At 42.5% G+C, this 24,010-nt stretch carries 17 protein-coding genes and 1 other annotated feature; of the genes, 8 read left to right on the forward strand and 9 right to left on the reverse strand.

Annotated features, from left to right (window positions below):
• Positions 1–32: 32 nt before the first annotated feature.
• Positions 33–2,108, reverse strand: a complete 2,076-nt coding sequence (locus tag NST94_RS17655) for a beta-galactosidase (protein ID WP_280753087.1) — start codon at positions 2,106–2,108, stop codon at positions 33–35.
• Between the two features lie 155 nt (positions 2,109–2,263).
• On the opposite strand from NST94_RS17655, the gene NST94_RS17660 reads away from it, so the two are divergent.
• From NST94_RS17660 to NST94_RS17680, 5 genes are all read left to right on the forward strand, one after another.
• Positions 2,264–3,169 (forward strand): AraC family transcriptional regulator, encoded by a 906-nt coding sequence (locus NST94_RS17660; protein WP_280753086.1) that lies wholly within the window; start codon positions 2,264–2,266, stop codon positions 3,167–3,169.
• Between the two features lie 68 nt (positions 3,170–3,237).
• Positions 3,238–4,110, forward strand: coding sequence for a glycoside hydrolase family 43 protein (locus NST94_RS17665; protein ID WP_076129816.1), 873 nt, complete (start codon positions 3,238–3,240; stop codon positions 4,108–4,110).
• Between the two features lie 20 nt (positions 4,111–4,130).
• Positions 4,131–5,117, forward strand: coding sequence for a phosphotransferase (locus NST94_RS17670; protein WP_280753085.1), 987 nt, complete (start codon positions 4,131–4,133; stop codon positions 5,115–5,117).
• Positions 5,118–5,304: 187 nt separating this feature from the next.
• Positions 5,305–6,042: a glycosyltransferase gene (locus tag NST94_RS17675; RefSeq protein WP_280753084.1), complete on the forward strand. Its 738-nt coding sequence runs from the start codon at positions 5,305–5,307 to the stop codon at positions 6,040–6,042.
• The gene (locus NST94_RS17680; protein WP_076129813.1) at positions 6,039–6,755 is read left to right on the forward strand and encodes a glycosyltransferase family A protein; all 717 of its coding nucleotides are present in this window, start codon (positions 6,039–6,041) and stop codon (positions 6,753–6,755) included. Before NST94_RS17675 ends, NST94_RS17680 begins: the two co-directional genes overlap by 4 nt.
• A 100-nt stretch (positions 6,756–6,855) precedes the next feature.
• Here the strand turns inward: NST94_RS17680 and NST94_RS17685 are convergent, their stop codons facing one another.
• A complete protein-coding gene (locus NST94_RS17685; protein ID WP_280753083.1) occupies positions 6,856–8,466 on the reverse strand; it encodes an S-layer homology domain-containing protein in 1,611 nt (536 codons plus the stop codon).
• A 94-nt stretch (positions 8,467–8,560) separates the two neighbouring features.
• A complete protein-coding gene (locus NST94_RS17690; RefSeq protein ID WP_280753082.1) occupies positions 8,561–9,994 on the reverse strand; it encodes an MDR family MFS transporter in 1,434 nt (477 codons plus the stop codon).
• A gap of 230 nt (positions 9,995–10,224) precedes the next feature.
• Between NST94_RS17690 and NST94_RS17695 the strand changes: the two genes are divergently transcribed.
• The gene (locus tag NST94_RS17695; RefSeq protein WP_076304461.1) at positions 10,225–10,929 is read left to right on the forward strand and encodes a TetR/AcrR family transcriptional regulator; all 705 of its coding nucleotides are present in this window, start codon (positions 10,225–10,227) and stop codon (positions 10,927–10,929) included.
• Between the two features lie 87 nt (positions 10,930–11,016).
• Here the strand turns inward: NST94_RS17695 and NST94_RS17700 are convergent, their stop codons facing one another.
• The 4 genes from NST94_RS17700 to NST94_RS17715 form a co-directional block, all read right to left on the reverse strand.
• Positions 11,017–12,618 carry a hypothetical protein gene (locus tag NST94_RS17700; RefSeq protein WP_280753081.1) on the reverse strand — a complete coding sequence of 534 codons (1,602 nt, stop codon included), beginning with the start codon at positions 12,616–12,618 and terminating at the stop codon, positions 11,017–11,019.
• Positions 12,611–13,324 carry an ABC transporter ATP-binding protein gene (locus NST94_RS17705; RefSeq protein ID WP_280753080.1) on the reverse strand — a complete coding sequence of 238 codons (714 nt, stop codon included), beginning with the start codon at positions 13,322–13,324 and terminating at the stop codon, positions 12,611–12,613. Before NST94_RS17705 ends, NST94_RS17700 begins: the two co-directional genes overlap by 8 nt.
• 1,461 nt (positions 13,325–14,785) lie before the next feature.
• Entirely contained in the window at positions 14,786–16,525 is a 1,740-nt protein-coding gene (locus NST94_RS17710) for an ABC transporter ATP-binding protein (protein ID WP_076301610.1), read from the reverse strand.
• Complete coding sequence (locus NST94_RS17715) at positions 16,522–18,258, reverse strand: ABC transporter ATP-binding protein (protein WP_076301785.1); 1,737 nt, start codon at positions 18,256–18,258, stop codon at positions 16,522–16,524. The genes NST94_RS17710 and NST94_RS17715 overlap by 4 nt, the downstream gene beginning before the upstream one ends.
• Before the next feature lie 150 nt (positions 18,259–18,408).
• Between NST94_RS17715 and NST94_RS17720 the strand changes: the two genes are divergently transcribed.
• Positions 18,409–19,278 (forward strand): LysR family transcriptional regulator, encoded by an 870-nt coding sequence (locus tag NST94_RS17720; protein WP_076179895.1) that lies wholly within the window; start codon positions 18,409–18,411, stop codon positions 19,276–19,278.
• A 9-nt stretch (positions 19,279–19,287) separates the two neighbouring features.
• Here the strand turns inward: NST94_RS17720 and metG are convergent, their stop codons facing one another.
• Positions 19,288–20,934 (reverse strand): methionine--tRNA ligase, encoded by a 1,647-nt coding sequence (gene metG / locus NST94_RS17725; protein ID WP_076301611.1) that lies wholly within the window; start codon positions 20,932–20,934, stop codon positions 19,288–19,290.
• Positions 20,935–20,978: 44 nt separating this feature from the next.
• Positions 20,979–21,240, reverse strand: a binding site (T-box leader).
• Between the two features lie 125 nt (positions 21,241–21,365).
• Between metG and NST94_RS17730 the strand changes: the two genes are divergently transcribed.
• On the forward strand, positions 21,366–21,830 hold the full coding sequence (locus NST94_RS17730) for a DUF4362 domain-containing protein (RefSeq protein WP_076182589.1): 465 nt from the start codon (positions 21,366–21,368) through the stop codon (positions 21,828–21,830).
• A 66-nt stretch (positions 21,831–21,896) separates the two neighbouring features.
• On the opposite strand, the gene htpG is transcribed toward NST94_RS17730, so the two are convergent.
• Positions 21,897–23,777 carry a molecular chaperone HtpG gene (gene htpG / locus NST94_RS17735; RefSeq protein ID WP_076127889.1) on the reverse strand — a complete coding sequence of 627 codons (1,881 nt, stop codon included), beginning with the start codon at positions 23,775–23,777 and terminating at the stop codon, positions 21,897–21,899.
• Between the last annotated feature and the right edge of the window lie 233 nt (positions 23,778–24,010).

A 24,010-nucleotide genomic window follows, 5' to 3' on the forward strand; every position in this document is an offset into this window, starting at 1 on the left:
GCAGAACCTGAAACTCAGGTCCTGCCTTTTTATTATACTAATGCTTTACGCTTCAACATCGCAAGTCCATTCACCGCTAGATTCAATAGGGCCGGAGCTGAAAGACCTGTTTCCAAGTCTGTGTATTCCGCTCCATCCAGCTCTAACGTTTGCGGACTGCCGCTGAAATTTTGCACAAAAACATAATCACTTTCGCCATCTGTGCGAAGTTGTGCAGTCACACCTGCTGGAAGTTCAGTATCCATCGCACGGGTAATTCCTGCCTTAGATGTGATCGCTGCGTATAGCTCAACATAGAATGAACTCTCTTTCACACGGGTAGCAAGATGGTACGCATTTCCTTCACCAAAACGATTGACTGTAAGCGCTGGACGGCCCGCATAGAAATCGTTGCGATAATGCCCCAAAGCCTCTGCACCTTCCAAATGAATCAGCTCGGCTATCTCATGCGCATCGTAGTCACCGCTTAGCTTAAGTTTATTACCGGCCTCCATCACTAACCCGTTCAGATCACGGCTGTGCAGCCCTTCTGTCTCCTCTGCCCAAATCCCCAGTGTTCTGCGCAGTGGACCAGGGAATCCTCCCAGATGACATAAATCCGTTTCGTTAACTACTCCTGACCAATAGGTTGCGAGGAAAGTGCCGCCTTGCTCCACATATTTCTCAATGCGCTTTCCATTCTCTTCACTAATCAGATATAACATAGGGGCAACAACCAGCTTGTAGGCAGACAGATCATCTCCAGAGCCTATAATATCAACTGGAATGCCCAGCTCCCAAAGTGCACGATAATGCTGTAGCACCGTCTCCTCATAACGTAATCCGGAATTACGGATGCCTTGCGCATCCTTTATCGCCCAGCGGTTGTCCCAATCGAAAATAATCGCCGTCTTCGCCGGAGTGGACGTACCCACTACTTCCGTCATTCCCGCCAGCGTCTTTCCTACTTCCGCTACATCTTGGAATACTCGAGTCTCGGAGTGGCCACTGTGGTCTACAACTGCGCCGTGGAACTTCTCACTTGATCCGCGGCTTTTGCGCCATTGGAAATACTGCACAGAATCCGAACCATGCGCTACCGCTTGCAAGGAAGACAGCTTGTGCATTCCGGGACGTTTCAGCTTACTGACCGATTGCCAGTTCGTAAGGGATGGCGTGCTTTCCATCAGCAGGAACGGTTTCTTTTTAAAAGAGCGCATTAAGTCGTAGTGCATCGCCGTCCATGCTGCCAATCTAGTATCGTCACCGTCTTCGGTATAATGCCAGTCTGGATAAGCGTCCCATGAGACCACATCCAGGATTTTGGCCAGCTCGCGGTAATCAATGCCATCGATCATATGCATATTCGTCGTGATTGGCAGCTCTGGATTATAAGGACGAACGGTATTGATCTCGTGCTGGCAGAAATCAATCGTCCGTTCACTAACAAAACGCCGCCAGTCAAGATTCAAGCCGTGTACTTGTGTCTCACCATGTGGAGCTGGGGATTCAATCTGTAACCATGAAGTGTAGGTATGGCTCCAAAAAGTAGCCCACCAAGCATGATTCACCTCATCCAAACTGTTATTATATTTCACTTTCAGCCATTCTCTAAAAGCATCCTGGCAGAGCTCGCAGTGACACTCCCCACCGAACTCATTCGAAATATGCCAACCGATAATGGCTGGATGCTGGCTGTACCGTTCCGCTAACTTTGCATTCAGAATTGCAGTTTTCTCCCGGTACACTGGTGAGGTAAAGCAATGGTTATGACGGAAGCCATGCAAATTGTGAACACGGTTACGCTCCACTCTTAAGACTTCTGGATATTTTTGCGACATCCATGCTGGGCGGGCACCACTTGGCGTTGCCAAGATAGCGTAAATCCCATTCTCTGCAAAAGAATCAAGTACACCATCCAACCATTCGAAAGTGAACACACCCTCTTCAGGTTCAAGAGATACCCACGAAAAAATGCCTACGGACATGACATTGCAGCCCGCCAGCTTCATTAATCGGATATCCTCACGCAATACTTCCGGATATTTCAGCCATTGTTCAGGATTATAATCAGCACCGTGCAGCATGACACCAGCTTTTCTGCTTATCGGGGAATGTTTTTTATTCATTGTGTACGATCATCCTCTCAATTCTGCCCATTTATAGAATGGGACTATTCTCTGATGATAGGCTAGAAGCGTAAGCTATCTTATTCAGGAATCATCATTTATACTATTTATAATATAAGAAAATTCATTTCAATCAGTAGGAATATAGTCTCGAAGTGATAGCACAAAATGAAGATGAGGTGATAAACCTGCTGCCTTTTTCTCTGATTGAATTACCGCGCGACTCTGGAACGTTGCCCCTATCCCCCTACTCTGTAGGTCGCCATATCCAATTCCATCATGTGCGCCCAGCAGGATTTCCTGTGTATCAAATCTTTTTAATCCGGACCGGAACCGGGTTATTTCGTGATCTGGAAAGTGGCACAGAAATCATACTGGAACCGGGGATGGCTTTTGCCTTCCCGCCCGATCGTGGTCATGAATATTATCCTACCTCTCATGAACCGTGGCATGTTGGCTTTATCGGCTTTCAAGGCAGTCAAGCTCATGGATTGCTGGAAGCGCTTGAACTGCTCCCTTCTGTTCCTTATCGAACGGATCGTTTTGAACAATGCTGGGAAGAAATCGGCCAAATCTGGCATACGGTGAATTCTCCTGCCCCCAATCGGCAGGACGAGATGTGGATGCAGGAGTTGTCTATCACACTCTATAGACTGCTCTTGATGCTGCGCCCTGCCAAGAGTTCAGAAGGCTCCGGTAATCGTCTAGCCTTCGAGTCGGTCCGAAATGAAGCCCTAACTACAGCCGTCGGGCTGATCAACGAACATTACACAGAACCGCTTCTGATCTCCAATCTTGCAGCAGCAGTCGGGTACTCTGTGCAGCATTTCCAGCGTTTATTTGTGCAGGAATATGGGGTCACTCCGCATAAGTATTTGCAGAATCTGCGGCTGGAGCGGGCGCTGCAATTAATGACGGAGGATGTGGAGATTCCCGTTCAAGATATAGCGCTTCAGCTGGGCATGGAGACTAATTATTTTATACGTGTCTTCCGAAAAAACTACGGCTGTACACCCGGAGTAATGAAAATACGTTTGCTACAAGACGAGCAAATGAAGTAACGCTTCCAAGCCTAAAGAAGATATTGTAAAATTAAGCAGATGATAGCTTGTAAATTGGGGGCACCTTAATGAAAACATTATCTGATATTAACTTTAGAGATCCCTATATCCTATCTGTGCCTGAACTTGAACAATACTATTTATTTGGCACAGATGGCCTAACAGCTTGGAGTGGCGCACCTCACGGCTTCGATGTATATATCAGCTCAGATCTTCAGGAATGGTCCGGGCCCATTGCTGCTTTTCGTCCAGATACTGATTTTTGGGCTGATCATCATTTCTGGGCACCAGAGGTTCACCGCTACAACGGAAAATATTATATGTTCGCTTCTTTTAAAGGACATAGCGTTCCACGGGGGACACAAATATTAAGCGCGGAAACACCTGAGGGTCCTTATCTCCCTATCAGTAATCATCCGATTACCCCTGCTTCTTGGGAGTGCCTTGACGGAACGTTATATGTAGATAAAGAAGACAAACCTTGGATGATCTTTTGCCGTGAATGGATTGAAGTGACGGATGGAGAAATGTATGCCGTTCGGCTGAAGGAGGATTTAAGTGCTACTATTGGCGAACCTATGCTGCTTTTCCAGGCTTCACAAGCTCCTTGGACGGTAGGCGGCAAAGAAGGGCAATACGTAACTGACGGTCCTTTTATGCATCAGACTAGCAGTGGTGAGCTGCTTATGTTGTGGTCTAGCAGTGGAGCTAGTGGTTATGCCATGGGTTTAGCCCGATCCGTCAGCGGTGACATTAGCGGACCTTGGCAACATGATCCTGAGCCTCTTTATGCCAAAGATGGCGGACATGGAATGTTGTTTCGTGATTTGACGGGCAGACTTATGCTGGCCATTCATGCCCCAAATCTCAACCCACAAGAACGGCCGCTGCTTATTGAGGTCCAGGAAAGCTCCAGAACGATTTCGATAAAATCATTGTAATGTAGAACGGAGTAGAACCCTTGGAACAAAAGATTAAGTCCTTATTTAATGACCAGATTGTAAGTGCTGCCTGCACGAAATACGGTATCCCCATAGATGAGCTAAGCTTCATTGGCGGATTTCAAAATTTCGTTTATGAATATCAACTTAGCAATCATCAATATATTCTAAGATTTACTCATAGCTCGCTGCGCAGTATAGAATTGTTAACGGCTGAACTTGAATGGATTCTATACCTGGCAGATCATGGCGTTTCCGTATCAAGACCCGTAGGTTCTCTTCTGGGTAATCTAGTTGAGCAAATAGAGATTGGTGATTCATGCTTTATGGTATCTTCCTTTGAAAAAGCACAAGGGAAACGAATAGGTTACCCAGACTGCCTGAAGGATCTAGACCTCTATGAGCAGTGTGGCATGATCACTGGACAAATGCACAGATTAGCAAAATCTTATAAACCACAGTCCAAAAGACATGCGTGGCATCAGAACTACTACCTGCAGAATGTAACCAGGTTTATTCCTCCATCCCAAAGTGGTGTTTTGGAAAGCTGTAAGGCGCTTATGGATCAACTAAAGCATCTCGACGCTAATATAAATACCTATGGTCTCATCCATGGGGATATCAATGTAGGCAACTTTTTGGTCGACAATGGCAAGCTGACCTTGTTTGATTTTGATGAAGCTCAGTACAGCTGGTTTGTAGAAGATATCGCCATTCAACTGTATTATCTAGTCTACGTTTACGGGGATGATAGTATGGAGGACAGGCAGCTTCAATGTCAGCGTTTTATGGAGCATTTTCTAAAAGGCTACGTTAAAGAGAACAATATTTCAGAAAATGAGCTGAAGCTAATTCCTCTTTTTCTTCGATTAAGAGAGATTATTGTTTATACAGGGATGTACCGGAGTTTTGATATGTCTAACCTAGATGATTGGACCAAAGATTATTTAACGCAGAGTAAGGCGAGAATCGAGAATAGCGTATCCATCATTGAATCTTATTTCTGAACAAACATCCAAAGCGTTTCATATGAATTGTCTCTCTTACAAAACCCACAGCTATCACTGTGGGTTTTGTGTTCTTTAAACAAGTCCATTTTTGCTTTTAAGAGGTTGATATGCCGTTACTCTATCCTAACTTGGACATATCGTATTATGAGACTTTTCCCAAAAATGCATATGAGGGGTTGGTTAAATGAGTGCTGTACCTCACAACAAAGCGAAGCAACAAGGTGTTTCCATTATTACCTGTACCAATCGCCATAATTATTTAAACAACCTGCTCCAAAATTTCAGCAGACAAAGATATGCAAATAAAGAACTTATCATTATTATCAATAATAATAAAATTCCACTTCCCCCCTACCAAACCTTAGCTAAAAAACACAAAAATATTAAGATATATCGTAAACCTGAACAGCAATCTCTCGGTTCATGCTTAAACTATGCCGTAACAAAATGCAAATATCATACCATTGCCAAATTTGATGACGACGATTATTATGCCCCTTATTATTTGACGGAAAGTATTCTGACCTTAAAAAGAACTAAAGCTGATATCCTTGGAAAACGGGCTCACTATATGTATTTACTAGGTTCAAAGACTTTGATTCTTCGTTTCGCAAATGATGAACACCGAATGGTTACCCATCTCCCTGGCGCTACGCTCGTCTTCAAACGAAAAGTATTCGATCATGTGAAATTTCCTAATAAAAACGTAGGTGAGGATGATCTCTTTTGCAGCAGAAGCAAAAAGAAAGGTTATAAGGTTTATTCTGCAAGTAAAAAAAACTTCGTTGCCATACGTAGAAAAAACTCTTCAAAACATACATGGATCATCAGTGATAGTACACTAATAGCTAACCATAAGATCATCCGGAATATTAAAAACTATAGGAATTTTGTTGGACGCCGTCCAAAGATTTCGTTATGAAATTAACTGCTGAATCTACTTCATCTGCCGTGTCTATTCTAACTTGTACAAAACGAATGGATTGTATTAAAACAATATTTGATAACTATCAACGACAGAATTTCAAATCTAAAGAGCTTATCGTGATCATTAATAATGATAGCTTGAAAATAGAAGACTATATACATGCTGCAAAAAAACATAAAAATGTACGGATCTATAAACTACCTGAATATCGTTCACTGGGGTTTTGTCTGAATTTTGGTGTGCACTTAGCGAATTATAGCTGTATCGCTAAATTTGATGACGACGATTATTACTCTGCCAACTATTTAACGGATAGTATGAACACCCTCCATAAAACTAAAGCTGATATCGTTGGAAAACGAGCTCACTATATGTATTTAACTGATAAGAAGCTACTTTTGCTTCGTTATCTTCATATGGAAAATAAACAGGTAACCAATGTTCAGGGTGCGACCCTACTCGTAAAACGAAATGTCTTCCAGCAGATTTCCTTTCCAGATTGGAATAAAGGTGAATGCGTTAAGTTTTGTGCTGATTGTGCTGCACAGGGCTTTAAGATCTATGCAGGAAATAAGTATAACTTCGCTGCGATTCGTAGAAAAAACTCCAAAGATCACACTTGGGTCGTTAGCGACAAGAAACTTCTAGCTCAAAATGTTAAAGTTCTAAACGTGAAAAACTTCAAAAAATACGTAACGCGAGGCTGATTTAATCAATCTAATCCTACCAGCTATGCCTTAGTAACCCAATAAAAAGACTGGACAGCAATATAGCTAAGCGGCTATTCGCATCCAGTCTTTCATATTTTTAAAAAGTATAATCGTAAAATTTCTCTGCATTCCTTAAGCTGGACCATACATCAGAACTTTCTCCGCCTATATACCAATAAGCTACTCCAGCTAGTTTTTTAGTAACCGCTAAGTTGTATTTTGTTATTAATGAACGCCCATCCTCAATCCAGATCGTATGTTTTATAGCTTGTTTCGAGTAGCCCGCGACATATTGTCCCAGCGAAGGATTCCACACGGGTCTCGATGCATAGCTGCTGATAATCTGATTTTGCTCCGGAAGCGTAATATATTGAGAGGATAAAACCGTCCCCTTCTGGTTCAATGTCCAATCCCGATTATATAAGGGCAATGCCAATATAACTTTTTGACTAGGTACAACTTTTAGGATTGTATTCACAGCCTTTTGATCATAAGAAAGCGAGGCATTGGACCCCGGAACTTGACTCCCGTCATAATGCTCATCATAACCCATCATCACCATATAATTCGTTTGCTTGCCTAGGGCAGCATAGTCAAAAGCTTCTGTCCAATCCGTTCCAAGATCAGGAGATACATCCATCGACAGGATAACATCTAGCGAACGCATTTTCTCGGCTAATAAAGTAATAAACGAAGTCAAATACACACGATCTTCGGCCGCTACATTTTCAAAATCTATATTTAGTCCATCTAATCCATATTTACTCACTAAAGCAGCTAACTGATTGACTGCCGTATTCCTTGCGGTTGTACTCAACAGCATCTGATGCGTCGCTTCTTGATCCGATCGATTGCCAACCATCGCCCAGACTTGCTTTTTATTCTTTTTTGCCCAAGTTACCAGTGAGGCGTCTGTCGAATCCGTTACTGCCCCTGTTTTCCCAACATAATACCAACGTGGTGATAATGTGTTGACGTTCGATTGCAGAACATGATTCTCAAATTGTGCCGTCGTGAGACCATACTGCCAGCCTATAACAATACGTTTGTCCGGATTACTTTCCAGCTCTGCCGCCCAGCTTGTATGTTGCAGCACCCGATCCATCAGCACTGCCGTCTCTTGCCTGGTTATCGGGTCCGCGGGTCGAAAATTCCCGCTATTATCGCCTTTCATTAATCCGCGATCATTAACCTTAGCAACAGCAGCACTTGCCCAGCTAGCAATTTGTTGCCGATCCTTAAAATTAGTTTGTGCGGCAGTTGCAGTGCTTGTTTGCTTTAGAGCTTTGGTCATCCACACAGCTGCTTCCTGCCGAGTGACTGCTTTTGCGGGTGCAAAAGTAGTTGCCGAAGTGCCGTTCGCCAGTTCAAGCTGAACCGCAGCCTGGATCCAGCCGTAATACCAAGCGCTTTTGGCTACGTCGGTATAAGGAGATACCGGACTCAACGCTGGATCAAGCTTCAACAGTCGATCAAGAACTGTTATAAATTCAGCTCTAGTAATCGATTGAGTAGGTGAAAATTTAGTATTCGAGGTGCCAGTTAATATATTCCGGTTATATAAATCTATGATTTCTTTTTTTGCATAACTAGTGTTTATATCCTCAAAAGGAACCCCGTTATCGGCCGATATATGCTGAATAAATACTCCGGCGGCTAGCACGACAGCGAGGGTTATTATAGTAAATCTAGCAAATATATTTTTCACGGGTTAAGAGATTCCCCCTTGGTTATCAATCTTTGAATTATACCAAGGATACAATCAATAAACATCGCTAAAATATTGGTAGAGTACGATAGGATCAGCTCTTCGGATTACGCAAAAAGAGACTAAGAACCACACCACACAGCGCCAAGCCCAATGAAACTAGGAACGTGTCGTGGAATCCTGCAACCATAGCCGCTGAGGGTAGTTTCTGATTCCCTTGACTCATATGTGTAGCAATATTGGAAGTCAATAAGCCCGACATTATAGCGACAGCAAAGGAACCCACAATTTGTTGCGCAGAGGCAGTAAGTGGGGTAACACGGCTGATCAGATCCTTCGGAGCGGCCTTAAGCACATGTGTACCGAGCTGCATAGTAGTTAATCCTTGGCCAAGTCCCATAATGGCAAAATAACTGATCATAACGTATACACTTGTATCATTTTGTAAACGTGACAAGAGAAAGAGTCCGGTGGACAGCAGCACAAGTCCAGAGAACACAACGGGCCGAGCTCCAAACTTATCAAATAACTTTCCTCCAATAATCATGCCAGCAAAGGATATTAATGCTTGGGGAATAACTAAAAGCCCCGATTCAAAGGAAGAAAAACCTCTGACCTGCTGCAAAAAAATTGGAATTAACAGAATCGAACCAAATAAGGCGAACTGATTAATCCAGGTCAAAATCATACCTTTACTAAATTCTAGAGATCGAAAAGAGCGAAGTTCCAATAACGGTTCTTTTTGGCGCAATTCCACGAAAATAAACAAGGCTAAAGCAATGAAGCTGAACGCAAGAGATATAATCGTTATACGATCCCCCCAGCCATCTACTCCCCCTCTATGCACCCCAAATACCAAGCTGGAGAAGGCGAGCGGTGATAAAATCACACCCCAAATATCCAATTTAGCTTTATTCCCCTTCTCTATTACCGGAAGAAATTTCACTCCAACAATCATTGCAATAATGCCAATGGGAACATTAATCAGAAAAATCCAATGCCAGCTGGCATATTCCAACAGCCATCCTGACAGTACAGGGCCAAGAACAGGCGCAATTAACATCGGTAGTCCAAGCAATCCCATGATTGAACCTCTTTTATCGGGAGGTGCGATTTTGAATGACATAGCCATACCAATTGGAGCAATCATCCCTCCGCCTAATCCCTGCAAAATACGAAAGATTATCAGCTCTGTTGTGGATTGTGCCATAGAGCATAATAAAGAACCTATGGTAAACAATACGATCGAAGCTAAAAAAACACGTTTGGCAGTAAACTTATCCGAGAACCAACCGGCCAATGGGATAATTACGGATAAAGCCAGCGTATAACCCGTAATGGCCCACTGTATTGTTTTTAGGCTGGTATCAAAGGTTTTTTCAAGCTGCGGGATCGCTACATTCATAATTGTACTGTCGAGCATAACCAGCAGCATTCCTGTTATAAGTGCCAGTATTACGGGAAGTATTGCTTTTATAGAAAATTCTTTGGTGACTGGTTGGGATTGTTCCACTTGAAGATTACTCATGGGTCTATACACATCCTTTTTAATTTTTACTAATAAAATTGCTAACTGCTGCCTCCTTTTTTTAAAAATCGCACCTTTAAACTAACAGTGTAAGATTAATATAGCACCCGTTTATTTGCTTGTAAATAAAAATATCTAACACTGTAAGATAAAGCAGTAATCTAACGATGGTAGACCAGCCATTCATCTTCGCTTATGATAAAGAAAGACAGTAACAGGAGGTCGTTTCGATGAGAATCAAAAATCTGCAAATCACTGAACAAGATATAATAAAAGCTTCTTGGGTGCTGTTGGATGATATCGGCATAGAGGCATTTAGTATGCGTAAATTAGCAGAACTACTAAAAATACAAGCCGCCTCTCTGTATTGGCATTTTAAGAGTAAACAGAGCATTTTCCAGACGCTTGCTAATGAGGTCGCCAAAGAAGCCCTCGAAACTGCGAATCTCGAAGGTACTTGGCAAGAACAGTTATTTAATTTTGTGGACCGAATTCGTGGGGTTTTACATAAGTATCCTTGCTCGGCTCAGCTGATGATGAGAACCTTGCCTTCTGAACCTAATTATCTATCTTTACTGAATACTTTGCTTCAGATCGTGGATCATCTTCCTTTAAGCGATAGTGATAAATTCTCCTTGATTGCATGCGTGTTAAACTATGTAATCTCATTCGAATTGGACAAATATGAGCAGGATCGAATAGACTTAGCCATGAAAAATGAACCTAATGGAGATGCTAGAGTGGTTTTTAAACAATCGCTTGAGCACTTATCCGGGGATGGACCTAATGTTATAAAACGAATGTACGAAAACAATATTTTTAATGAAATTGGCTCCGATAAGATGTTCTATACAGGTCTAAAAATAATGGTGGGCGGAATTGAACAGTTAGCTAATGAGCGACAAGAACAACAAGAACAACAAGTGCGACGGTAGAACTTAGGGATTTTTCACGAAAATAAATCTTGCACATAAAAAGGGCATCCCAGCAGCCAATTTCGGCTTTTGGAATGCCCTATTTTTTTAAAGAGCCCGAAATAAAAATTCTCCTGTGGACTGGATGTATCTATACATCACTCCACACGCTACTAATATCACCACACCAATCCCTAACATAACGAGATTACCAATTAGATCAGATAAAAGAAAACTCAAACCAAATGGAATCAGCAAGCTGATAAATCCTATAATCATCGCTACAAGGACTGAAGCACTTTGTTTAATTACAGAGACTTCATTGGTCCACTCTAGTTTAGGAAGCTTCAAGTTTACGATCACACCTACCATTGCGGTAAGACAAGCGTATAGGACGGGGATTATTAGCAATAACAAGCTCTCCATCCAGCCAGTGCCCAGAGAAATCATAAGAAGCACACTACTAACAATCACAATCGGCACAGTAATGGTGAGATTCACTGCGATTTTACTTAATAATATAGTTTTTGTCGGAACGGGAGCGCTTTTTAAAATCCAAATATGGTTACCTTCAAGCGAAATCGAACTCGAGGTCGTACAGCTTAATGCTATAAAGAGGGAAACAAATAGTGGCGCCAATCTGCTTAGATAATTAGAGAGTTCTGGTATCTCAATAATCTTTCCTAATTGCTCTGAGCTAACAAACAGTAAGGTGATCGCCATGACAAGTAGCATTACCATACCAATACTTGTATTTAGCACATATATAGAAGAACTGAAATAGCGGCGCAGCTCTTTTTTATACAATGTGTAAAGCGGTGAAGAGACTGCAAGTGACCTCATTTGATACTTATTCTTTGAGTAAGAAGTCGTAAGGCCTGTGTGTATTGCTTTATATTTGCTGCCAAGAATAAGGGTAAACAGCATAAAAGAAAGTAATGAAATTCCTATAAATAATAGTAAAGGAGCTACCTGATACGAGCAGACAGCATCTACATACATGACCGTCAAAGGATATAAGTTAAAGATTTGATCGCCAATTTGTGTGCTCATATCTGCAATTAACTGCGGGTCATTCCCATTCATTTGGCTTGAACCCAAAATAATAACAATGATTACGGCAAAAGTCAGAATGAGACTTATTAAACGACTTCCTTTAAACCGTGAGGAAATCCAACTAATCAATGCCCCTATAATCGTTGCAGCAATGATCGGCACTAATGGGATAAATAGCAGCGTTATCATGAAAAATAAATAATACACTACTGCCGGATTTACCTTTATTGCATAAACTACACCTGCTGGCACCATCACCATCAATGAGAACAGTATATTCAGCACGTAGAGCTGAACTACACGGCTTGCTACGATATGGCTCGTTTTGATAGGCAGCGACATTACGAGATCGTAATCTTTGGAGCCAAATAATACCCCACTCGCCTTATAGATCGTTGTAAAAAATCCAATCAAGCATGTAACAGCCATCATAATCGCAAGCAGTAGCTCTGGACGGCCTATCTGTTCAAGGGTCTCTGCTATCATGAAGCTATATCCAAACGAAACCACTGCCATCATGACTATCCCTATTAAGATACCGATGCTCAGCAAAAGCATTTTTCGTCTTTCTTTCATATCTCGTGTATGCAAAGCTTTATTTAACCCAAAGGATGAGATTAGCTGAATTTTCGTCAATCTCCAGATATTAATCATGTTTTATCAACTCCAAAAACACATCTTCAAGGCTGCTGTCACCCTTCACCTCTTCTGTTTTCCCATGAGTGATCAATTCACCCGCTTTGATAATGGCGATCTTATTGCAGAGCTTCTCGGCCACGTCCAGTACATGCGTCGAAAAAAAGATTGCACTGCCCTGGCTGCAAATATCCGCCATAATTCTCTTGAGCGTGTGTGCCGCTTTTGGATCAAGTCCTACAAAGGGTTCATCCAGAACTAGCAGCTTCGGTTTATGAATAAGCGCAGAGATAATCGCGAGTTTCTGTTTCATACCATGAGAATACGCGGAGATCAAATCCCCCAGATTAGAGGTAATCTCAAATTCATCGCTATATTTCTTTATCAGTAACTCCCGATCCGCTTTCGATACGCTAAAAAGATCACCAATAAAATTCAAGTACTGAATGCCCGTCAGATGATCGTATAAATCCGGATTATCTGGAATATACGCAGTAATCGCTTTGCAGGCTAAGGGATCTTTTTTAATGGAGTACCCACCAATCTCGATATCCCCCTCCTCAAAATCTAAAACTCCGACCACTGCTCGGATAGTCGTTGTTTTCCCTGCACCGTTATGACCGATAAAGCCGTAGATATCACCTTTTTCGACCACCAAATCCAGATCATTTACCGCCTTCTTGCCACCCTTATAGCTTTTGGTAAAATGTTTGATTGTCAACATCTTGCCACTCCCCTTCCAATCTCATAACACTCTCAATATGCCATATTTACTGTAGCTTCGTCGTGTTCAATATACGTTTCTTATAATACGTTTAGCCCGTCCAGATAGTTCATTCGTTTGCAAATATTTTATTTTGAGATTTTCACCTCTAACGGGTGGGATAAAATTACGATTAAGTGCAACACGGTCCGTAAGGGCAAACAAACTACTTTGGGGACGTTGAGATAACTACTTGGGTGACGATGAGATAGCTGACTTTGGAACGCTAAGCGAACTACTTTCTAATCATTCTACTCCGGATCAGAAGCAATCTACCTTTGGTAGTGGCAGCCATTGCTACGTATCGGACCGAGGCGCCCTTATTTCGCAAATTCACGCTCTTTTCCACCCCGTTCGGACTCAGATGCAGCTATTGTGCCACATCCGCTCCTTTTTGCTGCAAAATCAGGCGAATAAGTGCTATGCAGTCCGTTACTTTGAAAAAAGGCACCAAAAACATCATTTAGCTGCAATACGGTCCGCAAGGCTAAACAAACTACTTTGGAACGGTAAACAAATTACTTTAGTGACGATGAGCTAACTACTTTGGAACGCTAAGCAAACGACTTTTTAAGCATTCTACTCCAGAACAGAAGCAATCTACCTTTGGTGGTGGCTGCCATTGCAACGTATCGGACCGAGGCGCCCTTATTTCGCAAATTCATGCCTTTTTCCACTCCGTTCGGACTCAGATGCAGCTATTTTGCCATATCCACTCCTTTTTCCTGCAATTTCAGCTAGATAAGCGCTATGCACCGTTACCTCGAAAAAAGGCGCCAAAAACACAATTTAGCTGCAATACGGTCCGTAAGGGTAAACAATTACTTTGGAACGGTAAACAAATTACTTTAGTGACGATGAGATAGCTACTTTGGAACATTAAGCAGACTGACTTTGGTGACGAGGAGCTAACTACTTTCGAACGCTAAGCAAATCTTTGGTGACGATGAGATTGCTAACTTTGGAACGCTAAACAAACTACTTTGTTGACGGTGAGTTAGCTACTTTGGAACGCTAAACAAACTGACGATGAGCCAGCTACATTGGAACGCTAAACAAACTGACGATGAGCCAACTACATTGGAACGCTGAGCAAACTACTTTCTAAGCGTTCTACTCCGGATCAGAAGCAATCTACCCTTGGTGGTGGCAGCCATTGCTACGTATCGGACCGAGGCGCCCTTATTTCGCAAATTCACGCCCTTTTCCACCCCGTTCGGACTCAGATGCAGCTATTGTGCCATATCCACTCCTTTTTCCTGCAAAATCAGCCGAATAAGTGCTATGCAGTCCGTTACTTTGGGAAAAGGCACCAAAAACACAATTTAGCTGCAATACAGTCCGTAAGGGTAAGCCAAGCCAACCAAAAAAAGCATTCACCCCCAATTTAGGGATTGAATGCTCTTTTTCTTAATGCAAAGTCTAAGTTGATGCGAACTGACTGTTATATAATCTGGCGTAATATCCACCGCTGGCTAGGAGTTGGTCATGCGTGCCACTTTCGACAATGTCTCCGTCCTTCATGAAAAGAATGAGATCCGATTCTCGAATCGTTGACAAACGGTGAGCAATTACAAAGCTGGTCCGACCAGCGATCATTTTTAGAAAAGCCTTCTGAATCCGTACCTCAGTCAGCGTATCAATACTGCTGGTGGCTTCATCCAAAATGAGCATAGGCGGATCTACGAGCATCACTCGTGCTATGGTAAGCAGCTGCTTTTGTCCTTGCGACAAATTATCTCCTGAGCCACTGATCTTTGTATCATATCCCTCAGGCAGGCGTTTAATGAAGCTATGAGCATTTGCAGCCTTAGCAGCAGCGATGACCTCTTCTTCGGTAGCCTCAGGTTTGCCGTAGGCAATATTTTCTCTAATCGTGCCGCCAAACAGCCAGGTGTCCTGCAACACCATCCCGAAATTACGCCGCAGACTGTCACGGGTAATCGTCTTGATATCCACACCGTCAATCTTGATGGAACCCTTATCCACATCATAAAAACGCATAAGCAGATTAACCAGTGTGGTCTTCCCCGCTCCCGTCTGCCCTACAATTGCAACCCGGGTACCTGGTTTCACTTCCAGACTGAAATCATTAATCAGAGGACGTTCAGGATTATAAGCAAAGGATACTTTTTCAAAGGTAATCGTCCCTTGGCTTGTATTCATAATTTTGGCGTCTGTTGCATCCGCTGGTTCAGGCGAGAGGTCTAGAATGGCGAAGATCCGCTGCGCTGATGCCGTTGCCGATTGAAGCTGCGTAATCACACCTGTAATTTCATTAAACGGCTTAGCGAACAAGTTGGAGAAGATCAAAAAGCTGGACAAATCCCCTACCGTCACAAGCCCGCGAATCACCATAACACTACCGATCATCGCGATAACAGAGAAGGTAATATTATTTACTAACCGTGTTGTCGGATTGGACAAGGAACCGTAAAATTGTGATTTCACACCAGTCTGGTACAAAGTCTCGTTTCGTTCTTCAAACTGAGTCAGTGCACGGTCTTCATAATGATAAGCTGTGACCACTTTTTGTCCGCCAATCATTTCCTCCACGTATCCGTTGAGACCGCCCAGAATTTTAGCCTGCTCCTTAAACATCTTCTGGGAGCGCATCGTAATGAATCTTGCCACAAAAAATGTAACGGGTGCTGACAGAAGAACAACTAGGGTCATTAAAGGACTAATGTACAACATAAGTACAATTGCCCCCACGATAGTGATGATCCCCGTGAGCAGTGTTGAGAAGCCTTGCAGCAGTCCATCAGAGACCGCATCCATGTCATTAACAAACCGGCTGATGCTGTCCCCTTGCGGGTGGTTATCGTGAAATTTTAACGGCAAAACATTTAATTTATCAAAAAGCTCCCGCCGTAAGTCATATACAGTCCGATAGGCAATTCGATTAGTCAGGTAGGTAAGAAGCCATCCGAAAAAGCTGCCGACAATATACACCCCTGCCAGAATCAAAAGCAGTCTAAGTACGGCGTCAAAATCAACCTCTCCCGGCCCGATCATAAAATCGATGGCGCTGCCGATGAGCAGCGGGCCAATTAGACTGGCAATCACACTGAGTATTGCGCAGATTACTGCACCTATAGCTATTTTTTTATAATGCCCTGTGTATACAATAAGTCTTTTCCAAATGTTATTTTTGTTCATTGGCCCGACTCCTCACTTGATAGCTGGGACAGGCAGATTTCTTTATACTCTTCACAACCACGCATCAGCTCCTCATGGGTTCCGACACCGGCGATCCGCCCTTCCTCAAATACCATTATTTTATCCGCTTGCCTTACAGTGCTTACCCTCTGCGAGACAAGGAGTACGGTCATTTCCTGGCTACTCTCTTTGAGAGCCTTTCGAAGTGCCGCATCTGTGGAGAAATCCAGCGCACTGGAGGAGTCATCCAAAATAAGAATCGATGGCTTTCCTACTACTGCACGAGCTATGGTTAAGCGCTGCTTTTGTCCACCGGATAAATTTAATCCCCCACGAGATACTTGCGTATTCAACCCTTCGGGTAATTTACGTATAAACTCCTCCGCTTGAGCAATAGAGGCTGCCTGCATGATTTCTTCCTCAGTTGCATCTTCCTTGCCCCAACGTATATTCTCAGCGATCGTTCCTGTAAACAGCACAGCTTTCTGCGGTACAATCCCGATTTTCTCACGAAGCTGCTGCAGCTTATAATCTCGGACATTCACACCATCCACTTTTACTTCACCTTGCACCGCATCATAAAAACGAGGGATCAAATTCACAAAAGTAGACTTACCTGAACCCGTACTGCCAATCAGGCCCACGGTCTCTCCGCGATTAATTACTAGAGATATATCCTCTAATGCCGATTCACCTGTCGTATTATACCCAAAGGATACGTGATCGAATTGTATAGCAGGGGCAGCATGGTCAGGTTCAGCAATCACAGCATTTCCTTCCTCAGACACGGAGACCTTAACACCCAGCACTTCATTTACACGATTAGCTGAGGATGAGGCTTTGGTAAAAATAATGACCAAGTTGGAGACCACTATCAGCGCCAGCAAGATTTGAGTGATGTAATTGATGAAGGCAATGATCTCCCCTTGAGACAATCGGCCCCCATCGATATGAATTCCGCCTACCCACAAAATAGCAATGATTGACGCATTTACTACAAGTGTAGTCATCGGCCCAAGCAAAGCAGATATCCGCGAAACCCGGATCGCTGTAGTAGTCAAATCATCGGACGAAGCATCAAAACGTTCTTTTTCTGTACGTCTTTTGGCAAAAGCACGAATCACTCGAATCCCCGATAAATTCTCACTCAGTACGAGCGCAAGGGCATCCAGCTTCTGCTGGTATTTTCGGTACAAAGGAGCACTGCGGGTGATAATAAAATATAAAATAATGCCAAAAACCGGTGTTGCCGCAATTAGAATCAGCGATAATCTAAAATCCAAAATCATGGACATTAGGATAGCCCCGATACAGATAAACGGTGCACGAATAACTAGACGAATTAGCATAGCCACAGCAATTTGCAGCTGGTTTACGTCATTGGTAATCCGATTAATCAGTGTAGGCGTACCTAAGGTATCCAGCTCAGCATACGACAAAGATGTGATATGTCTAAACATCTTATTGCGTAGTGTCGTACCGAATCCCTGTGAAGCCCGGGCTGCATAGTATTGGCATACCATGGAGCAGCCGAAGCCAAGCAGTGACATCAGCACCATTAGACCACCCATGCGGTAAACATAGGCGCTGTCATGATTGCCAACCCCGTTGTTGATGATCAATGCGACAATGGTAGGCAAAATCAGCTCCAGAATCGCTTCCATCAGTTTGAAGATCGGTCCAATGATCGCTTCTTTTTTGTACGGCTTTAAATATACTGCAATTTTGAACAAATTCATCCACACCCAACATAAGAAGTATTTAACCACTTGAAATATGTATAAGAACAGTTATGATTATGGCATATCTACTCACATATTAATAATATTGGATTCGTATCGCTCCCATACGATTAGCATATCTCAAGTTCGGAGGATTTTTATATGGATATTAGACAACTTAAATATTTTATGGCGATAGCTGAGGAAGGACAGATTACATCTGCAGCCAAAAAACTGCAAATGGCCCAGCCTCCGCTGAGCCAGCAGCTAAAGCTCCTAGAGGAAGAACTCGGTGTAAAGCTAGTGGAACGAGGTCCACGCAGCGTGCAGCTCACTGAAGCTGGAGCCATATTGCGGGACCGTGCCCAACAAATCCTGGAGCTGGCAGATTCCACTGCCCGTGAGCTCACTGATTTTGTCAAAGGTTTAAAAGGAACCCTAGCCATTGGTACAGTTTCCTCCTCTGGAGCTACGTTGCTTCAAGATCGGCTATGTGAGTTCCACAAAACGTATAAAGGTGTGAAGTTTGAGATTCATGAAGGAAATACCTTTAGAATCATTGACCTCCTGAATAAAGGTATTGTCGAAGTCGGGATTGTTAGGACACCCTTTAATGGTACAAATTTAGAATGTCTTTACACACAAGCTGAACCTATGATTGCCGTAATGACACCTGAGTATGACTGGAAAACGGATGAAACCTTTATTGAGATCGGTGAGCTAAAGGATAAGCCGCTTATTATCTACCGCCGTTTTGAGCAGCTTATCCGGGAAACATGTCTTGAGAACGGCTTTGATCCGCTGATTTTCTGTATGAATGATGATGCTAGAACAACACTGCTCTGGGCAAACGCTGGTCTTGGCATTGGAATCATCCCCAAATCCGCTTTCGAATTAACGAGTAACCGTAATTTGGTCTATAAAGAAATCAGTAGTGAATCACTACGCACGCGGGTCGCCGCCGTCTGGATTAAGGATAAATACTTATCATCATTGGCTTCCAAGTTTATTGAAAGCTTTAGGAATGGATAAATACCAGCTCTATTTATTCACTTGCTGTTGATCTAGCCTATCCTCTTCTTCTTTAATACGGCTAATATCAATTCGTTCAAACAATAATTGTAAATCAGTAACCTGTTGGTAAGGGGGCACCGAGCAAGGCTGCCAATTCGGTAGTTCTAACGACAGGAACCCCCTGATCTTGTCACAAGAGAACGGTAGAAACGGATGCAACAAATTCGCTAAGTTCGCAATAATCTGCACACATGTGTATATTGCAGAATCACAAGAAACCTGATCCTCTTTTATCTGTATCCATGGTTTTTGCAGATCGAAATACTGGTTTGCCTTGCGCACATAAGAAAAAATAAACTCCAGCGCATCTTTTAGATTCCCAGCCTCAATAAGCCGTCCTGATTCCAGATACAAGAGGTCAATATTGTCCTTCCACCCCTTATCTAATTGCCCATTTGGCACTTTCCCTTCATAAAACTTATCTATAAAAGCCAATGAACGGTTCACAAAGTTACCAAATGCTCCAAGCAGCTCTCCATTATGGCTATAAATAAACTCTCTCCAGGAAAAATCCGTGTCCCGCTTCTCAGGTCCATTGGCAATTAAGAAATAACGAATAGAATCTGGCTGATACCGCTCTAAAATATCAGGTACCCAGACCGCCCAATTTCGGCTAGTGGAGAATTTCTGCCCTTCAAGGGTTAAATATTCGCTAGATATAATCCTGTCCGGTAAATGCAGACCTCCTGCTCCTAATAACACAGCCGGCCATATTAAAGTGTGAAAAGGAATATTGTCTTTACCATGCACATAATAAGCGGTAATCGCCCCTTTTTCCTCTAACCAAAAATCCTCCCAGCTTCCTCCGGACTGTGCAGCCCACTGCTTACTGGCTGATAAATAACCACTTACCGCCTCAATCCAAACATAAATTTTTTTATCTTCAAATCCAGCCACAGGAACATCTACACCCCAAGACAAGTCTCTTGTTACCGCGCGGTCCTGCAGCTCTTCTTGTAAATAACGTTTGGTCAGTTTTATAGCGTTTTCTCTCCAAAATTGTGCTTCCTCTACATATTCCGTTAATTCAGACTGAAAATTAGATAAGCTAAGATAATAATGTTCTGTCGGCCTTTCTGTTGGTGTATTCCCACATAATTTGCAGACTCTGTCTAACAAATCGGCAGGATCTAGAATCGTAGAACAATAATCACATTGATCCCCTCGCGCCCGCTCACCACATACCGGACAAGTCCCTTCCACATATCTGTCTGGCAAAAAGCGCTGATCCACCTCGCAGTAGCATTGAGCAATGGTTTTTTTATATAAATGACCATTCTCTAGCAGCTTTGTAAACAACGCTTGCACAACCTTATGATGCTGCTGTTGATCCGTTCGAGTATATAGATCATAACTAAATCCCAGCTGTTCAAAACACTTCAGAAACTCTTCATGATATCTGCTTGCAAAAGCTCCCGGCGTAATCCCTTCATTCGCAGCCTGAACTGCTACGGGTGTGCCATGGCAATCACTGCCTGATACATATAATACGTTATCCCCTTTGGAGCGAAAATATCGTGCCAGCACATCCCCAGGCAACACACTTGATAATCTCCCCAGATGTAAAGATCCATTCGCATACGGCCAAGCGCCACCTATAAACACATTACTCATTAACCTTCTCCTCCTTTTTTTAGACAACAAAAAAACTCCCATCCACAAAGGACGAGAGTTCTACTCACGTGTTACCACCTAATTTTATAAATGCCTCATAACATTTACCTCTTCAGGTACGACGTTAATTAACGTTTATACCCTAGCACTGTAACGGATGCAGGTTCCGGCGCAGCCTACAACCCATAAGGTTTCGATGCGCAGCTCTGAGACCATATTCCCAAGGGTTTTCTTTACTCCTTTTCAGCGACCGGAGCTCTCTGTTGAAAGAATTGCCGTGGTACTCTTTCTCTTCTTTGCTTTTACATATTCAAGTAAGAGAAAATAATACTCAATTTGTTGTTTATTGTCAATGTGAAACATCAAGCTCTCTGTAACTTTTCCAGTTAATCTCCGTCTTTTATATAAATACGTTACAAGGAGGTCCCTCAGTGAAAAAAGTAAATTTGCTTACACTCTCTGTTCTTTTACTAGCAGGAGTATGGGGTTGTTCCGATCATAAAGTTAATTCTGTTCCCAAAAGTGAACCCTATACTTCCAAAGAAGCCATCAGTAGAGGGGATATTGTTTCTTTTGAAAAAGTGTACAACCTCGATAAATTCGAGAAATTTATAACTAATCTCTCCAGCAAAAAAGCAGACAATATACGCGTTACAAGTTACACAGATGAAGGCGATCCCATATTTAAGGATTTAAAATTTGACGGTAACGTGATTAATTACAGCTATGATACTTCTAATGATGCATTCGGTGGAAGCAACACAGGAGTCAGAACCGATACCTGCTCCGAAGTGACGAGTAAAAAAAGCACACAAGGTGAAATTATCTATTCGATCAGCGGTTGTACAAATAATGACTCTGAAATTGATTACTACCTTTTTCGCACAACAAAATGAAATACTGAAATAAAAAAGACCACCCAATCAAATCATAATACAATTGGATGGTCTCTGTACTTCATATTATTTCATGATTTTGCAAATATCATTGGTGAATTGAACAGGATCACTAACCTGTAGACCTTCGATCAACAGGGCTTGGTTGTACAGCAGGTTCGTGTATAAACCGAGCTTTTCTTTGTCGTTCTCTGCTGCCGCCTTCAAGGACTGGAACACTTCGTGATGGATGTTGATTTCGAGTACCTTATCCGCTTGCACCTCTTGGCCATTCGGCATCGATTTCAGGATTTTCTCCATCTCGATTGTCAGTTCACCTTCGGCAGAGAGACATACCGGATGAGTCTTTAAACGTTTGGAAGCTTTAACATTTTTCACTTTGCCGGACAGGATGTCCTTCATCGCTTCAAAAAGCTCCTTGTTTTCGTTCTCTTCCGCTTCCGTTGGCTTGTCCGCTTCGTCGGCTTCGATCCCCAGATCTCCGCTGGATACGGATTTAAATTCTTTTTCCTTATAAGACTGAATCATCTTGATCGCAAATTCATCAATATCATCAGTGAAGTAGAGAATTTCATACCCTTTATCCGATACAAGCTCGGTTTGCGGGAGCTTCTCGATTCTGTCGATCGACTCTCCGGAAGCATAGTAGATATACTTCTGATCTTCTGGCATTCTTGAGACGTATTCGTCCAGCGTAACCAGCTTCTTCTCCTTAGAGGAATAGAACATCAACAAATCTTGAAGGGTGTCTTTGTGCATCCCATAATCGTTATAGACACCAAACTTAAGCTGTCTACCAAAAGCATTATAGAACTGCTCATATTTCTCTCTTTCATCCTTCAGCAGGCTTTGCAGTTGGCTTTTCACCTTGTTCTTAATGTTCTTAGCGATCAGAGTCAGCTGACGGTCATGCTGGAGCATCTCTCTGGAAATGTTCAAGGACAGATCCTCTGAGTCCACCATACCTTTTACAAAGCTGAAGTAATCAGGCAGCAGATCCGCACACTTGTTCATGATCAGCACACCATTGGAATAGAGCTCAAGACCTTTTTCATATTCCTTTGTGTAATAGTCAAACGGCGTATTTTCTGGAATGAACAGGATTGCATTGTACACTACAGCACCATCGGCACTGATATGAATATGTTTAAGCGGCTTATCGAAGCCGTAACGTTTCTCTGCATAGAAGTTATCATAATCTTCTGTAGTCAGCTCGCTTTTGTTCTTGCGCCAGATAGGCACCATGCTGTTTACGGTTTGTTCTTGAATAACTTCTTCGAACTCGTTCTCCGTGCCTTCTTTTGGCTTTTGCTCCTTCACGTCCATTTTAATTGGGAAACGGATGAAGTCGGAGTATTTTTTAATGATAGATTTCAGGCGATATTCTTCCAAATATTCATCATATTGATCTTCTTCCGTATTCTCTTTAATCTTCAAAATCACATCAGTGCCGACAGAATCCTTCTCGACAGTCTCGATGGTATAGCCGTCAGCGCCCTTAGACTCCCATTTAAAGGCCTCGTCACTGCCTAATGCCTTACTGATCACTATAACGTCATCAGCCACCATAAACGCAGCGTAGAAGCCCACCCCGAACTGCCCGATGATGTTGTGGCCATCTTTAGCTTCGTTCTCTTTCTTAAAAGCAAGAGATCCACTCTTCGCGATTGTACCTAAGTTATTCTCCAGCTCCTCTTGTGTCATCCCGATACCTGTATCGGAAATCGTCAAGGTTCTGTTCGCCTTATCGGCGGTCACTTTAATATAATAATCCTCTTTATTGAAGACCAGGCCTTCATCAGCTAATGCTTTGTAATAGATCTTATCAATCGCATCACTTGCATTGGAAATCAGCTCACGCAGGAATATTTCCCGTTGTGTATAAATGGAGTTAATCATCATTTCCAGCAATCTTTTCGATTCGGCTTTAAACTCTTTTTTGGCCATGAATAAATAAATCTCCTTTCAAAATAACCTTCTTATCCAGCACATCGTGATTAGCACTCTTCTTAGATGAGTGCTAATTCTTCTTTTTATATAACATAAACTCATTTTCAATGTCAATATTTACAGCGACTTTCATTAAATAAAGCTGTATTTTGCATACAAATTTAGGATTTGATCGATAAATAACATTCAACTTGCACATAGGATGATTCTATGTTTTAAATAGATTAGAT

It is taken from the genome of Paenibacillus sp. FSL H8-0282, from assembly GCF_037963825.1.
Lineage (GTDB): Bacteria > Bacillota > Bacilli > Paenibacillales > Paenibacillaceae > Paenibacillus_AQ > Paenibacillus_AQ odorifer.

What these genes read in the sequence shown, in the direction of transcription:
- NST94_RS17655 (WP_280753087.1), bottom strand. Translation starts at nt 2,108, where the DNA reads ATGAATAAAAAACATTCCCCGATAAGCAGAAAAGCTGGTGTCATGCTG.
- NST94_RS17665 (WP_076129816.1), top strand. Translation starts at nt 3,238, where the DNA reads ATGAAAACATTATCTGATATTAACTTTAGAGATCCCTATATCCTATCT.
- NST94_RS17675 (WP_280753084.1), top strand. Translation starts at nt 5,305, where the DNA reads ATGAGTGCTGTACCTCACAACAAAGCGAAGCAACAAGGTGTTTCCATT.
- NST94_RS17680 (WP_076129813.1), top strand. Translation starts at nt 6,039, where the DNA reads ATGAAATTAACTGCTGAATCTACTTCATCTGCCGTGTCTATTCTAACT.
- NST94_RS17690 (WP_280753082.1), bottom strand. Translation starts at nt 9,994, where the DNA reads ATGAGTAATCTTCAAGTGGAACAATCCCAACCAGTCACCAAAGAATTT.
- NST94_RS17695 (WP_076304461.1), top strand. Translation starts at nt 10,225, where the DNA reads ATGAGAATCAAAAATCTGCAAATCACTGAACAAGATATAATAAAAGCT.
- NST94_RS17700 (WP_280753081.1), bottom strand. Translation starts at nt 12,618, where the DNA reads ATGATTAATATCTGGAGATTGACGAAAATTCAGCTAATCTCATCCTTT.
- NST94_RS17705 (WP_280753080.1), bottom strand. Translation starts at nt 13,324, where the DNA reads ATGTTGACAATCAAACATTTTACCAAAAGCTATAAGGGTGGCAAGAAG.
- NST94_RS17710 (WP_076301610.1), bottom strand. Translation starts at nt 16,525, where the DNA reads ATGAACAAAAATAACATTTGGAAAAGACTTATTGTATACACAGGGCAT.
- NST94_RS17720 (WP_076179895.1), top strand. Translation starts at nt 18,409, where the DNA reads ATGGATATTAGACAACTTAAATATTTTATGGCGATAGCTGAGGAAGGA.
- metG (WP_076301611.1), bottom strand. Translation starts at nt 20,934, where the DNA reads ATGAGTAATGTGTTTATAGGTGGCGCTTGGCCGTATGCGAATGGATCT.
- htpG (WP_076127889.1), bottom strand. Translation starts at nt 23,777, where the DNA reads ATGGCCAAAAAAGAGTTTAAAGCCGAATCGAAAAGATTGCTGGAAATG.